The following is a 14,441-nucleotide window of genomic DNA, read 5'->3' on the forward strand; positions in this document are numbered from 1 at the left end:
TTATGATTAAGAATTTTTAGAGCATCTTCGTTTGTTAGTTTTATATCACGTGTTAAACTGATTGTAGCCATTTGTTCGACCTCCTGTTTCTACTTAAATTCATTATAGCTTATTTTGAACAAAAGTTCAATCTGAAGATAGTGTATGTTTTCTATAGTGTATAAATCCAAAATAAGTTTTTCTCTTGCATTTGTAGCTCATATTCGTTAGAATAATGGTGTAGATGAGTGGTTGGCTCACGGTCAATCTGATAGTAATCTTGGACATAAGGGCCAAGCGGTGGCGGACACCAGAACAAAATCCGATAGCAATCTTGGACGTAAGGGCCAAGCGGTGGCAGACACCAGAATAAACCGACTGACTAGGTGGCTTACAGGTTCTGTAATTCATCTTTTTTACTTTGATAGTAATGTATTACCATTTTAAGGTGAACGCAGTTTTAGCTCGTTCTCTTTTTTGTTGATGATATGCTCCAAACAACCTACACTAGATTGGATATGAAATAGTTTGTGACTACATAATTTATCTTCAGGGAAGTTATGGACATTATCTCAATTTCTGTTATGATAGACATCTCTAACAATTTCCGTTATAACAGATATTGGCTTACAAAGTATTTCTTTTCTGAACATACTAGCGTTATAATATAAATGCAGTGTTACACTGTAGAATATTAAGAAAATAGGATACTATAGGTTTAAATTAAATGTATAAGATAAATAGTTGGATTGGTAAAAGTTTCAAGTCTGATAAGAACAATATTACATTTCATACAACTGAATGTATATATTTTATAAGAGAGAGGGATGCTTGGTTGGGGAAAATCATTCAAAATACAGTTATAAGGATTTTAATAAGAATGAAAGTGTGATATTTATTTTTCAATAATCTTCTAAATGTATTAAAATTAAGCTTTCCACTTATGTATTCTGCTAATAAACTTCAATACATTTCAATAGATTTTCAAAATTTGGTGGGGATTTTTATTATACTTTGTACGAGCTTTTCAATACCCTATCCCAACCTTTAAAATCCCTCAAGTTATTTACTCAAGGGATTTTTTATCTGCTTTTTTCATACTCAAACAGTCAGTCTAACTGTTTGATTTTCTTTGTGACTAACTCCCCTAAAAATAGTAGAATTAGCTACTTTACTGGTTTTACAAGATAATAACAAGACCTAAACGTTTAATTTATTTAGGTTTACCAATCATGACTTTAACATTTTCCAATAAGGTCTAACTCAACCGTACCCAAAGTTAAATCCTTTACTTTATTTAGTAATTCATTAACCCAAAAGCCATTTTTTAGTCCTGTTTTCTCTGATAATGCAAACACTTTTAAAGTATAGTTATGGTCTCGATCAGGTGGAGTCGGTCCAACAAACATTGTATCAATTTCAGAAAAATCACCATCTAAAAATTGACTAGAAAAACTATTTTTACCTTGAATTAATTGACCAATTCGGCTCATATTTTCTTCAATCTGAATACTATCACCATTAACTTTTAAATCAGCAACGCTCCAATGAATCCAAGGAAAAGAGCAAACAGGAATGGCATCATAATCAATAAGAGTAAAAGCGATATATTCAGTACCTTTGGGTAAATTATCAACTTCAAACGCAAAAGAACGAACCGGATTTCCTTGCATTATATCTTCCCTTTTTGCTTCCTTTCCAAACTCCTTTGGTAAAATATTATTAAATGTTGTTTTAATTTTCATTTTTTTCTCCTTTAAGAATTATAAAGCTAAATATACAATAAATAGCTAAAGCGATTAGCGACATACATATTACCCCTTCAAAATTAAAATTTAAATATAAGAGACCTCCTAACATAAGAAATATGATATTAAAACAAGCATAATACACTTCTGCAATTTTCATAACAATAGACAATTTGCTATTACTCTCTTTTAACATTTTAATAGTCTGAGGTCTAGTAATTCCAGACGATAGCCCCAATAAAACCATACCTAAACAAATACAAATAATATTGTTGGTAAGAAATAATAGCAAAGATGGGAACAATAGTACAGAAGAAAAGTATCTATTCTTATTAACAAAAAATTTCGAGGAGATATTTCCCATCAAAGTGTATGAAGCCAATATTAAGACAAAATATTGAGTTGAAATATGCAGGTCTGTAAAAAAATAAAATGGTAAAAATCCTGTAAATAGTCCTAGGATGATTCCTCTTAGGAAAACATAATGACCAACCCAATATTTTTCAAAATTCGTCAACTGATATTTAGTAGTATTTCTAAATTCACGCTGCTCTTTCTTATAATCTAAAGGTACTAATAAAGAAAGTAATATTGTATTAATAATCGTGGCAATAATCGTGGCATAAATCGGATAACTAGGATTCAGTTTATAAAGAGTCCCCCCAATAATTCCAGAAAATAATAATGAGATGAACATATAGCCATTTGTTCTATTTTGAAAATCAGTTGCTTCAGAATCTAAGAAGTACTGGATAAGATTAGTATCCTCACCAGCTCCAATAGAATAGCTTGCTCCTAAGCATAGTTGAGCAATAACAATTAAAATTGTACTATCAGATAAACTTAATAACCCTAATCCAATTAATTTGACAACTTCACTCAGAATTAATAATCTCTTTGATGGAATATTGCTAATGTACCTTTTAATAAAAGTAGAACTTACAAACGTTCCTATTCCATAACAAGACATCAATAATTCTATACCTATAATTGAGTATCCTTTTGAATATAAAATTATTAATAAAAAGGGTAAATAGAAATATGCTCTTGATAAAATCCGATAGAATATTATTCCCAACTTATTTTTCAATTACATATCCCTCCTTTTGTAATACATTTTGGATTTCTTTTTTGCTAATATCTCCCTCCCTCAAAATAGTGACAGTTCCAATATCATTAACTTTTATTATAGTACTTGATTTAGTAGCCAATGATTCTACATTTGATTTTAACAAATAATCAACTTTATCTCCCATATGTTCATCAGCAACCTCCTCTGTGATAAGTAGGTCATCAGCTGTTCCAGAGATATTAGCTGAGGTAATTGCAACTACTCCTCCTAAATATTCTACAAATTCTCTAAAAACTTCATTTTGAACACATCCCAAGGAAATTGTGGAACTATCATTTATTGCATAATGAAATGGACTAATATTTTCTACCACTATATTTAGTGCTCCTGGCCAAAACTCATCGACCAATAATTTCATTAAATTTGTTTGTGAAGTCTTACCATATTTTTCCCAATCATTAGGATTGGACATGAAAATAGAGAGAGGCTTATTTTTAGGCCGAATTTTATATTCAAAAATTCGGTTAATAGCCATCCTATTATCTGGAAGACAACACAAATTATAGTTAGTATCTGTTGGAACTATGATGGGATATCCAGCGTTTAATTTAGATTTGAGAATTTCTAAATTCTCCTGATTTAATTCTAAAATTTTCACTATTAACCTCTTTCTAATTTAAACAATTCTAAACAATCTTCTGGACTAAGCTTATCAGTAATTTTACTCAATTTTCTATAAAAACCTATTAGTTCATCAATATTGACATCACCTCCTACTAACGATTCAAAATATCTATATAAAACCTTTTTACTAGATATTCCACTAATTGTATAATTAGTGGAATTAGGAATTCCTAATTCATTCGGCAATAAATACTGGTACATTTCAATATTTTTCATAGTTCCATCTTGATGAATTCCTGATTCGTGTACAAAGACATTCTTCCCTATTATAGGTTTAGTGGGTGCTACATCATACTCTAAAATATCACTTATCTTTATAGACAGTTGATATACAGTCTGCAAATCAAAGTCAATTTCATCAAACTTCTTCTTTTGTAAAATAGCAATCACCTCATCTAAAGATGTATTACCAGCACGTTCCCCAATTCCTAAAAAGGTTGTCTCAATCTGACTTGCATGATTCATAATCGCAGCTACTGTATTAGCTGTTGCTAATCCTAAATCATTATGACAATGCGCTGATAACTTTAGAGCTGGAAATCTACTATGAATATCACTAAACATTTTTCCATATTCATCTGGCGTAGAACATCCAACAGTATCTGCTAAAGTTACAAATCCTACTTCATAGTTTGAAACAATATCTAATACTTGGAATAAAAATTCTCTATTAGCACGTGTTGAATCTTCTAAGACCATATCTACATGCAGTGATTTTTCTTTAGAATAATCCAAAATTCTCTCTAAGCGTTTTAGATAGATATCCTCTCTAGTTTTTAATTTTTCGGTTATATGCATCTTAGAAACAGGTACCAGTAGTTTAATAACCGTATTAGGAAACATACTATACAGCTGGAATGCTAAGTCAATACTACTCTCAATCAAGCGAGTTAAAACTACCCCAGATTGATCTTTTCTTAATATACGCATATAGCCTTTTAAAATATTCAAATCTTGAATAGTATCACACATACCAATCTCAACCGAATGAATTTTGGATTTACTAATCTCAGTAATAACCTTTTTCTTAGTTGCAACATCTTTCTTAATCGACGTTTGCTGCATACCACCTCTAATTGTATTATCTTGAATGTATATCATACCTCACTCCTTATTTTATTAGATACGAGCTCCTATCTGTAATAATATGGTATACTATATCAAGGTATTTTAAAATTTGAAAAAAGTTTAGAAATCATTAAGAAAAAATTTATAAATAGGAGTAACTATGAACTTAGATTGGTATTACACTTTTTTGGTATTATCAAAACATCTCAATTATCGTAAAGCCAGCGAAGAGCTATTTCTTACCGAACCAACGCTACATCAACAAATTAAGAAATTAGAAAAGCACCTTCAAGTTCAACTTTTCGAAACAGTGGGAAGAAACTTGACACTAACTGCTGTTGGAAGAGAATTTATAGAGATTGCTGAAAATCTTATACAAACCTATGAGCAAAGTATTCAAAAGATTAGGCTACAAAATAAAAAACAACAATTTCATATAGAAATTGCCGTATCTCCTTACATTGCCACATACCTTTTACCACAATTTTTACAAGAATTCTTTCAGCGCTATCCAGATATTGATATCTCTGTATCCGTGCTAAATAGCCATATTGAACAAGCTATTGAAACGAATACATTCGATATTGGTATTGATAGAGAAGTTCCATATAGTAAAAAAATCATATCCGAACAAATTTGTGAAGGAAAGATTGCCCTCTTTTATCCTAAAACAACAGTCAAATGCGACGAATTACAATTATTTAAAAACTATAAAATATTATCCGATAACCACCCCGTCTATTGGGAAAATCTAAAAAAAGAAATCATTGAGCTAGTTCCAGAAGCCGATTTCACTACTATCAATGATATTACAGTAACTGCCAAACTAATAGAAATGAATCAAGGCATTTCCTTTCTGCCCCTTTACTTAAAAAAGACTTTTACAGATAAGATTGCTCATCTTGAAACCACTACAGTAACCACCCCCGTTTCTTTTACTTACTTAATGAGCAGAAAAGCTTCTAAAGCTATCACTATTTTCAATAATGCGTTTAAAGACTTTATTTTAAAGGAGCAAAATTCAATTTAAGAATCAAAGGTAACTGATACTATTAGTGATTTTTTGGTTTACATATTAATCAATGGATTAATGACTGAAACGGAAAATAGTTAATGAGAGATGAAATTTATAAAATAGTACGTGCATAAATTATAGTAAAATGATATAATTAATTTATGGAAGAGTTAAGCTTTAGTAATCAATTTAGCAACACAGCCGTTTGGTATCACGGAACGACATCTACTCAGGTTCCATCTTTAAAAGATGGAATAAATGTTTATCATAGTAAACGGAACTGTGATTTTGGTATAGGATTTTATGTGACATCTAAATTTGATCAGGCTGTTAAATGGGCTCAGCGAAAATCAAAAGATGAACTTCCTTTTAATCCAAACGTAAAGCCTGTTGTTTTAAGTTATCAGTTTCAAGATTCTAATGATGTTGAAACGAAGATTTTTGAAATTGATAAAGAATACTTTCAGTTTGTTTATAAAAATAGATTGGAGTTAGACGCTAAGGCTGGAATTAATATTCATAATTTTTCAGCAGTATTTGGCCCAGTTCTTGATGGTCAAGTTACTCGTTTGAAAGTCACTTTAGATGACTATTTCGAGGGAATAAATTCCTTAGAAAAAACCGCTGATATTCTTTTGGGAAAATATCAGGGTGATACACAACTTTGTATATGTGATCAAGAAATTGCAAATAAACTGATCTTAGTTCAGGAGGAAACGATATGATTTTGACAAATGAAAAACAAGCTCTTAGAGTTGAGGTAGAACAGTTTTTACAGAAGAATTATCACATTACTCCTGATACTGTTTCTTCTGTCACAAATGTTGTATTGAAGAATTGGTTTGAAGAGTTGGATAATGGAGGCTCTCATTTGACTTCAGACCTTATCGCTGATAATATCGCGGATATTGCAAAACGTTACTCAGTACATTAATAAGTAATTTGAGTTAGGTTTATCAAATCCAAATCTTTCTTTATATTCTCAAAAACGGTTCATTACCATATTAGGTAATGAACCATTTTTTGTGTACGACGGGCATGTCGTGCATCTGAGGTGTAAGTCCTTCGTGGGCACCCGCGAAAAACGTGGACTGGTTTCGTGTTTGGATTATTACCTTGAACGACATGCGTTAAAAGTTAGTTGAACAGCCGTATACCGAACGGCACATACGGTGGTGTGAGAGGGGCTAGAGATTATCCCCTACTCGATTTGTGATACTTCTTTCAAGGAATATTTGGTAGGATTGGAGTGAAAAAAGATTAACTAGGAAAGAAGGAAGTATATGGAAGCCATTTATCAACGTGATTCGGATCAAGATGGACTGACTGATGCTCAAGAATTGGCGCTAGGCACCAATCCTCTTAGCGCAGATTCTGATGGTGATGGTCGTTCAGATTTAGTGGAAGTAGAAGAAGGAACCAATCCCTTAGAAAAGGATTTACAAGACATAGACAAAACAAGTCTAACCGAACCGTCATCAGTATTTATGGAAATGAAACAAAAGATTTCAGATATGATGGAGAGTCACTACAAGGAATTTATACAGGCTCTGATTAGTATTGAAACAGGGATTGAAAACCAACAAGATCTTGAAGACTTATATACTTACTACATGAGAACAGATGCCGTTTCTCTTTTGTCTAGTGATTTAGAAACCAGTCCTCAAGAGGTTGAAATGGAGATAGAGTTGTAGGGGAATCATGTGATTCTCCTATTTTCGTATAGATGAAAGGAGCGAGTATGGAAGTAATGGAATTATTGGCTATGTTTCTTTAATAATGATGAAATGATTCTTGATAAAGTATAGTACAAGATTTACTAGTTGGAATTGATAGTCGTAAGAAAATTAACTAAGTATAGCAAAAAGCATCATATCAAGGTAGGTTAGACTTGATATGATGCTTTTTATAATGTTGAAGAATCCCTTTTCATTATGAACAAGTGATTATCTTTGAAAATGATAGGCATTTGATATATTTTAAACTATACCAAATACTCTAGGATAAGGTTCTAAACCTTCAGAATACAATTTAATTTCCCCAATACCTTATTTTGTAGGAATCGATATCTCAATCAATTTCTCTGAATAAAGTGTTTTAATATTTGCCTCATCAATAGTTTCTTTGCTAATTTTCCGTTTCAAGAAAAAATCTTGAATGGCTTCGATTTCAGGTTCGCGAATAGCACGATGTTTATTTGAGATGAGGATTTCATAGTGAAGCGGTGCTTGGGTAAAAATGACATCTGTATTTCCTGCAGAATAGACCTCAACAAGCGTTGCATCAGTACTTTCTAGCTGGCTCTTAACAAGATGAGAATGTGAATTAGTCGTATTGATAAGCTTCATACTGTTTCCTCCAATTTTCTAACACTATTATAGCACTTTTTGAAGAAAAATATTTGTTTTAGTTAATCTCATACAGTTTTTTCCAAGATTCAATTGCCCATTTATGGCTCCCTCGCTTAAGATTTTCAATTGCCTGATTTATTGGGAACCATGCAATATGATTAAAGTCTTCTAGGGGCTTTTGTACTTCTTTAAAAGAAGTGGCTTCATAGAGATAGGCAGGGTTATAATAGTAGGTGTCGCGGTGACGGGAATAAAAATACTCATCAGCCTGACCAAAGTAAGTACCGATTTCAGCTGTAAAGCCAAGTTCTTCAAGCAGCTCACGTTTAAGTGCTTCTTGATGATTTTCGCCAGCTTCAATCTCTCCACCGGGTAAGAACCAGGCACCGTTTGGAGCTTGTACGAGAACAATTTGTTGTTTCGTTTTGTCAGGTATAACGGCGTATACGCCATATCTGGATAGGTAGTTTATATTTTCTTTTTTTTCACCAAAAGTTGGGTTTACCATAATTTATTCCTCATTATCAAGTATCTTTACTATTATCATAATGCACTAAAGGCAAGGTGTCAAGTGGCTAGTAATCATTTTAGAAAAAATAGAACAGAGACGATTAACACCTCTGTTCTATATATGTTTTATTCATTTTCAGAAATTTTATTTTCAACTTTTTTTGCAGACTTGATTTGAATTTTACCATTACTTGTCATGACTGCCTTGAGGTCTTTCTCACTTGGATTTTCAAGGTAGTAATCAGTGATAGAGTCTTCAATATAGTCTTGAATAGTCCTGCGGAGTGGACGAGCCCCCATTTTTGGATCATATCCTAAGTCAACTAATTTTTCTTTGACCTTGTCTGTCACATCAAGGTGGATATTATTGCTAGAAAGGCGTTTGTTCACATCTGCTAGCATGAGTTCAACGATTTGAAGGAGGTTGTCCTTGCTGAGAGCTTTAAATTCAATGATCCCGTCAAAACGGTTCATAAACTCTGGGCTAAAGAAGTTGCCTAGTTCCCCAAGAACAGAGTTGGTGCGTCCTTCTCGAGCAGCTCCAAAACCAACGCTGGCTTCTGATTTTCCTGTTCCAGCATTTGAGGTCATGATAATAATGGCATCTTTAAAGCTAACAGTTCGTCCTTGTCCATCTGTCAAACGACCATCATCTAAGACCTGAAGAAACATGTGCATGACATCTGGATGAGCTTTTTCAATTTCATCTAGTAGAATAAGTGAGTATGGATTTCTGCGGACTTTTTCAGTTAATTGCCCAGCTTCATCATAGCCGACATAGCCTGGGGGAGCCCCAACAAGTTTAGCAACACTGTGTTTCTCCATGTATTCACTCATATCAAAGCGAATCATGCTGTCAGAAGAACCAAAGAGTTCAATGGCAAGCTGTTTAGAAAGCTCTGTTTTTCCGACACCAGTTGGCCCAACAAAGAGGAAACTACCGATTGGACGATTAGGAGTACCGAGTCCCACACGATTACGGCGGATAGCTTTCGCAATTTTATCTACAGCCTCGTCCTGTCCAATAACATGAGCTTTTAGGTCTTCAGCAAGATGGATAAGCTGAGACTGTTCTTTTTCTTTAAGATCGCCAACAGGGATATTTGTTTTTTGCTCGATAATATATTCAATTGTTTTTTCGCTGATGATAGGCGTATCTTGGTCTGTCACCTTGTTTTTTTGCATTTCCTTATATTTTGCAATCTGATCACGGAAATAGGCAGCTTTTTCAAAATCTTCATCTCGTGTAGCTTGAGACTTGAGATTTTCAGCTTCAATCAAGCGTTGATCAATTACTTTTGGATCTACAAAGTTTAAGGTCAAGTTCATCTTAGATCCTGCTTCATCCAGAAGGTCGATCGCTTTATCTGGTAGGAAACGGTCTTGGATATAACGATTGGACAGAGTAGCAGCTGCTTCAATAGCACTATCCGTATAATGAACGTGATGGTAGTCTTCGTATTTCTTTTGGATACCTTTTAGGATGGTAATCGTTTCTTCAACAGTTGGTTCATCAACTTTGACGGGTTGCATACGACGCTCAAGGGCAGCATCCTTTTCAATAATCCGGTATTCGTTGAGAGTAGTAGCTCCTACCAATTGTAACTCACCGCGAGAAAGAGCAGGTTTTAGGATATTACCTGCATCCATATTGCCATCTCCAGCAGAACCTGCACCGACAATCTCATGGATTTCATCTATAAAGAGAATAATATCATTGCGCCTGCGAATTTCTTCCATGAGTTTTTGCATGCGTTCCTCAAATTGCCCGCGGATACCAGTTCCTTGAACCAAGCTGACTACATCCAGACGGATGACTTGCTTACCTTGAAGTTTATGGGGAACATCACCATCGACGATTTTTTGAGCTAGGCCTTCCACTACGGCTGTTTTACCGACACCAGGTTCCCCGATGAGAACGGGATTGTTTTTAGTTCTACGGTTGAGAATTTCGATAACCCGAATAATTTCTTCATCTCGACCAATAACAGGATCAATATCTCCACGACGGGCAATCTCAGTAATATTGATACCAAATTCCTCTAGAAGGCCTTTTTCTTGGCTTGGGGGTGGAGTTTGAGCTGGACCACGGTTTTGAGCACCATAGCCACCGTTGCCACCATAGCCACCGCCTGATTGAGTGGGAGGGATAGGAGGAGTATCGTGTGAAGAAGGTTTAAAATTGTTTAAATCATTTAAAAAGTCACCAAATGGATCAAAATCTCTATTGTTTAAATCGGTCATGCCTTTGAATAGTGTATTATTTGGATCTGTTTTAATAATTTTATAACAATTTTGACACAAATCAATTTGTTTTTGGTATCCATTATGATTGGTGTAAAGATGAATCGTTGAGTCATTGATTTTGCAGTTTTGACAAAGCATACATCTACCTCATTTCGTTTTGAATTTAACCTGGCAAAAAGGTCAAAAATAGTCAAAATTCTATACATTCATTATAACAGGATTGAGTTGTAAAGCAAGTAAAAAGATTGGATGTTGGCACTTTTTATAAAAGAGTGCTAATAGCATAATAAAAGTAAAAGAAATGTAAAAAATCCCTTTTGTGGTGACAAAAAGGATTTTAGCAAGTTTTAGTAGAAATGTTTTTTACTTTTGTAAAATTAGTAAAGGAGTTCGTAAATCTCCATTGCAATTAGGTCTATGCTATCAAAGGTATAAGTTTCACGTGCTTCTACATCTCGAAGGGTAAAGAGGGCTCCATTTTCTTCATCATAGCTGTATGCAACTTCTGCAACAACAACTCCTTCACGTTCAAAGTTACGTTTTAAATTTCCACCGTCTTTTGTCATTGCCTCTAGACGGTTGATGATTCTAACCAAATGTGATTCCATTTTGATTCTCCTTCATTTCTTATCGTTACTATTTTACCATAAACAAGGGCATCTTGACTAGAAAAAACTAATATTTCTCACTATTTATAACTTCTAAAAAGATTTTTAAGATAAATTCAACAAAGCGTTGCATTTTAATTCAACAAATGTTATAATCATACAGTATTCTATTTAAGAAGGTGTTTTTATATGAATTTTTCGTTTTTACCGAAGTATTTGCCCTATTTTAACTATGGTGCTATTGTAACAGTATTCATTTCCATCTGTGTTGTATTTTTGGGGACTATTTTGGGTGTTGTCTTGGCTTTTGGGCAACGTTCAAAGTTTAAACCACTTGTATGGCTTGCAAATTTGTACGTTTGGATTTTTCGTGGGACACCGATGATGGTTCAGATTATGATTGCCTTTGCTCTTATGCATATCAATGCTCCGACTATTCAGGTTGGGATTTTGGGTGTTGATCTGTCTCGTCTGATTCCAGGGATTTTGATTATTTCTATGAACAGTGGTGCTTATGTTTCTGAAACGGTCCGTGCTGGGATCAATGCTGTTCCTAAAGGCCAGTTAGAGGCGGCCTATTCTTTAGGGATTCGTCCTAAAAATGCTATGCGCTATGTGATTTTGCCGCAAGCTATCAAAAATATCTTGCCAGCATTGGGGAACGAATTTATCACCATTATCAAGGATAGTTCCCTCTTATCAGCTATTGGTGTCATGGAGTTGTGGAATGGGGCTACAACAGTTTCTACAACAACCTATCTACCTCTGACACCACTTTTATTTGCAGCCTTTTACTACTTGATTATGACTTCTATTTTGACAGTAGCCTTGAAAGCTTTTGAAAAACGTATGGGACAAGGAGATAAGAAATAATGACAGATACCTTGATAAAAATTGAAAATTTACATAAATCCTTTGGAAAGAATGAAGTATTGAAGGGCATCAACCTCGAGATTAAAAGAGGAGAAGTTGTCGTTATCATCGGTCCTTCAGGGAGCGGGAAATCTACCTTGCTTCGCTCTATGAATTTGTTGGAAGAAGCGAGCCAGGGGAAGGTTATCTTTGAGGGAGTCGATATTACGGACAAGAAGAATGACCTCTTTGCCATGCGTGAGAAGATGGGGATGGTTTTCCAACAATTCAATCTCTTTCCTAATATGACTGTGATGGAAAATATCACCTTGTCTCCTATCAAGACCAAAGGTGAAAGTAAGGAAGTTGCTGAGAAGAGAGCCCAGGAACTTTTGGAAAAAGTTGGTTTACCAGATAAGGCAACTGCTTATCCACAGAGTTTGTCAGGTGGCCAGCAACAACGGATTGCTATTGCGCGTGGTTTGGCCATGGAACCGGATGTTTTGCTCTTTGATGAGCCGACTTCAGCTCTGGATCCCGAAATGGTAGGTGAGGTACTGGCTGTTATGCAAGACCTAGCCAAATCAGGAATGACAATGGTTATCGTAACACATGAGATGGGATTTGCCCGTGAGGTGGCAGACCGTGTCATCTTTATGGCAGACGGTGTGGTTGTGGAAGACGGGACACCTGAACAGATTTTTGAACAAACCCAAGAACAAAGGACTAAAGATTTCTTGAGTAAGGTTTTGTAAAATAAGAGATTTTTTAGGAAACCATTAAATATCATCTTTTATTTTAGAAAAAATGAAGTAAACATATTCAAAGGATTGAATTTTGATGTATGTCGAAATCAATCCTTTTCTTTTACCTACAATAGCATAAAATTGTGCAAAATAGTCCTAAAAATGGTATAATGATGTGGTTATATAGTCCCGATAAGATGGTAGGCATTCATCAATAGTTGATTTCCTACCAGTACTTTGTAACTCTATAACACTATTTTAAAGGGGGGACATTTTTATGTCAGAACGTAAATTATTCACGTCTGAATCTGTATCTGAGGGGCATCCAGACAAGATTGCAGACCAAATTTCAGATGCTATTTTGGATGCCATTCTAGCAAAAGATCCAGAAGCTCACGTTGCCGCTGAGACAGCTGTTTATACTGGATCAGTCCATGTTTTTGGGGAAATATCTACAACTGCTTATGTGGATATTAACCGTGTTGTTCGTGATACTATTGCTGAGATTGGCTATACTAATACAGAGTATGGTTTCTCTGCTGAGACGGTAGGAGTTCATCCTTCACTTGTTGAACAATCTCCAGATATTGCACAAGGTGTCAATGAAGCCTTGGAAGTTCGTGGAAATGCAGAACAAGATCCACTGGATTTAATCGGTGCTGGAGACCAAGGTCTTATGTTTGGTTTTGCAGTGGATGAGACAGAAGAACTCATGCCATTACCAATCTCACTCAGTCATAAATTAGTTCGTCGTTTGGCAGAACTTCGTAAGTCTGGTGAAATCAGCTATCTTCGTCCGGATGCCAAATCGCAAGTGACTGTTGAATATGATGAAAATGACTGTCCTGTTCGTGTCGATACCGTTGTTATTTCAACTCAACACGATCCAGAAGTCAGCAATGAACAAATTCACGATGATGTCATTAACAAGGTTATCAAAGACGTTATTCCAGCTTCTTATTTAGATGAGCAAAGCAAATTCTTTATCAATCCGACTGGTCGCTTTGTCATAGGTGGTCCTCAAGGAGACTCTGGTTTGACTGGCCGTAAGATTATAGTAGATACTTATGGTGGCTATTCACGTCATGGTGGTGGTGCCTTCTCTGGTAAGGATGCGACTAAGGTAGACCGCTCAGCCTCTTATGCAGCTCGCTATATTGCTAAGAATATTGTTGCTGCGGGCCTTGCTAAAAAAGCAGAAGTCCAACTTGCTTATGCAATTGGTGTAGCACAACCAGTATCTGTCCGTATTGATACCTTTGGTACTGGAACAGTTGCTGAAAGTAAACTCGAAATCGCAGCACGTCAACTTTTTGACCTTCGTCCTGCAGGGATTATTAAAATGCTAGATCTCAAACGTCCAATCTACCGTCAAACAGCGGCTTATGGACACATGGGACGTACAGATATTGACCTTCCATGGGAACGTTTGGATAAGGTGGAAGCTTTGAAAGAAGCTGTCAAATAAAATAAAAGAGGGGGGATTGTACTGACCCCAAAAAGTTAGACAATTAATTTAAGCAAAGGATTTAGTTCTGTATTGTACAGGGCTAAGTCCTTT

Annotated in this window: 16 protein-coding genes; 7 read left to right on the forward strand and 9 right to left on the reverse strand. The window is 35.0% G+C overall.

From position 1 onward, the window contains the following. Window positions 1–126 precede the first annotated feature (126 nt). The 5 genes from QZ114_RS05840 to QZ114_RS05860 form a co-directional block, all read right to left on the reverse strand. Window positions 127–390, reverse strand: coding sequence for a hypothetical protein (locus QZ114_RS05840; protein WP_295500831.1), 264 nt, complete (start codon window positions 388–390; stop codon window positions 127–129). Between the two features lie 827 nt (window positions 391–1,217). Beyond that, complete coding sequence (locus QZ114_RS05845) at window positions 1,218–1,724, reverse strand: YbhB/YbcL family Raf kinase inhibitor-like protein (protein ID WP_033680331.1); 507 nt, start codon at window positions 1,722–1,724, stop codon at window positions 1,218–1,220. Continuing rightward, window positions 1,714–2,817 carry an MFS transporter gene (locus QZ114_RS05850; protein ID WP_078352168.1) on the reverse strand — a complete coding sequence of 368 codons (1,104 nt, stop codon included), beginning with the start codon at window positions 2,815–2,817 and terminating at the stop codon, window positions 1,714–1,716. Before QZ114_RS05850 ends, QZ114_RS05845 begins: the two co-directional genes overlap by 11 nt. Then, window positions 2,807–3,457: an L-threonylcarbamoyladenylate synthase gene (locus tag QZ114_RS05855; RefSeq protein ID WP_078352169.1), complete on the reverse strand. Its 651-nt coding sequence runs from the start codon at window positions 3,455–3,457 to the stop codon at window positions 2,807–2,809. The genes QZ114_RS05850 and QZ114_RS05855 overlap by 11 nt, the downstream gene beginning before the upstream one ends. Before the next feature lie 2 nt (window positions 3,458–3,459). Next, window positions 3,460–4,584: a LeuA family protein gene (locus QZ114_RS05860; protein ID WP_295500840.1), complete on the reverse strand. Its 1,125-nt coding sequence runs from the start codon at window positions 4,582–4,584 to the stop codon at window positions 3,460–3,462. Window positions 4,585–4,711: 127 nt separating this feature from the next. Between QZ114_RS05860 and QZ114_RS05865 the strand changes: the two genes are divergently transcribed. The 4 genes from QZ114_RS05865 (at window position 4,712) to QZ114_RS05880 (ending at window position 7,260) form a co-directional block, all read left to right on the forward strand. Then, window positions 4,712–5,581 (forward strand): LysR family transcriptional regulator, encoded by an 870-nt coding sequence (locus tag QZ114_RS05865; RefSeq protein WP_033680329.1) that lies wholly within the window; start codon window positions 4,712–4,714, stop codon window positions 5,579–5,581. Window positions 5,582–5,727: 146 nt separating this feature from the next. Continuing rightward, complete coding sequence (locus QZ114_RS05870) at window positions 5,728–6,291, forward strand: DUF3990 domain-containing protein (RefSeq protein ID WP_173267670.1); 564 nt, start codon at window positions 5,728–5,730, stop codon at window positions 6,289–6,291. Further along, a complete protein-coding gene (locus QZ114_RS05875; RefSeq protein ID WP_173267669.1) occupies window positions 6,288–6,500 on the forward strand; it encodes a hypothetical protein in 213 nt (70 codons plus the stop codon). Before QZ114_RS05870 ends, QZ114_RS05875 begins: the two co-directional genes overlap by 4 nt. Window positions 6,501–6,849: 349 nt before the next feature. Next, entirely contained in the window at window positions 6,850–7,260 is a 411-nt protein-coding gene (locus tag QZ114_RS05880) for a thrombospondin type 3 repeat-containing protein (RefSeq protein ID WP_150923097.1), read from the forward strand. A gap of 354 nt (window positions 7,261–7,614) precedes the next feature. Here QZ114_RS05880 and QZ114_RS05885 read toward each other — a convergent pair whose 3' ends face one another. From QZ114_RS05885 to QZ114_RS05900, 4 genes are all read right to left on the reverse strand, one after another. Beyond that, complete coding sequence (locus QZ114_RS05885) at window positions 7,615–7,914, reverse strand: DUF1827 family protein (protein WP_295500846.1); 300 nt, start codon at window positions 7,912–7,914, stop codon at window positions 7,615–7,617. A gap of 58 nt (window positions 7,915–7,972) precedes the next feature. Beyond that, window positions 7,973–8,425: an NUDIX hydrolase gene (locus QZ114_RS05890; protein ID WP_295500847.1), complete on the reverse strand. Its 453-nt coding sequence runs from the start codon at window positions 8,423–8,425 to the stop codon at window positions 7,973–7,975. A 128-nt stretch (window positions 8,426–8,553) separates the two neighbouring features. After that, on the reverse strand, window positions 8,554–10,812 hold the full coding sequence (locus QZ114_RS05895) for an ATP-dependent Clp protease ATP-binding subunit (protein ID WP_295500849.1): 2,259 nt from the start codon (window positions 10,810–10,812) through the stop codon (window positions 8,554–8,556). A gap of 239 nt (window positions 10,813–11,051) precedes the next feature. Next, on the reverse strand, window positions 11,052–11,282 hold the full coding sequence (locus QZ114_RS05900; RefSeq protein WP_000443578.1) for a DUF1797 family protein: 231 nt from the start codon (window positions 11,280–11,282) through the stop codon (window positions 11,052–11,054). A 189-nt stretch (window positions 11,283–11,471) separates the two neighbouring features. On the opposite strand from QZ114_RS05900, the gene QZ114_RS05905 reads away from it, so the two are divergent. The 3 genes from QZ114_RS05905 to metK all read left to right on the forward strand — a co-directional run bounded on the left by QZ114_RS05905 (window position 11,472) and on the right by metK (window position 14,348). After that, window positions 11,472–12,155 carry an amino acid ABC transporter permease gene (locus QZ114_RS05905; protein ID WP_295500854.1) on the forward strand — a complete coding sequence of 228 codons (684 nt, stop codon included), beginning with the start codon at window positions 11,472–11,474 and terminating at the stop codon, window positions 12,153–12,155. Further along, window positions 12,155–12,889 (forward strand): amino acid ABC transporter ATP-binding protein, encoded by a 735-nt coding sequence (locus tag QZ114_RS05910; RefSeq protein WP_295500857.1) that lies wholly within the window; start codon window positions 12,155–12,157, stop codon window positions 12,887–12,889. Before QZ114_RS05905 ends, QZ114_RS05910 begins: the two co-directional genes overlap by 1 nt. Before the next feature lie 268 nt (window positions 12,890–13,157). Beyond that, complete coding sequence (gene metK, locus QZ114_RS05915; RefSeq protein WP_295500859.1) at window positions 13,158–14,348, forward strand: methionine adenosyltransferase; 1,191 nt, start codon at window positions 13,158–13,160, stop codon at window positions 14,346–14,348. Window positions 14,349–14,441: the final 93 nt, after the last annotated feature.

It is taken from the genome of uncultured Streptococcus sp., from assembly GCF_901875575.1.
GTDB lineage: Bacteria > Bacillota > Bacilli > Lactobacillales > Streptococcaceae > Streptococcus.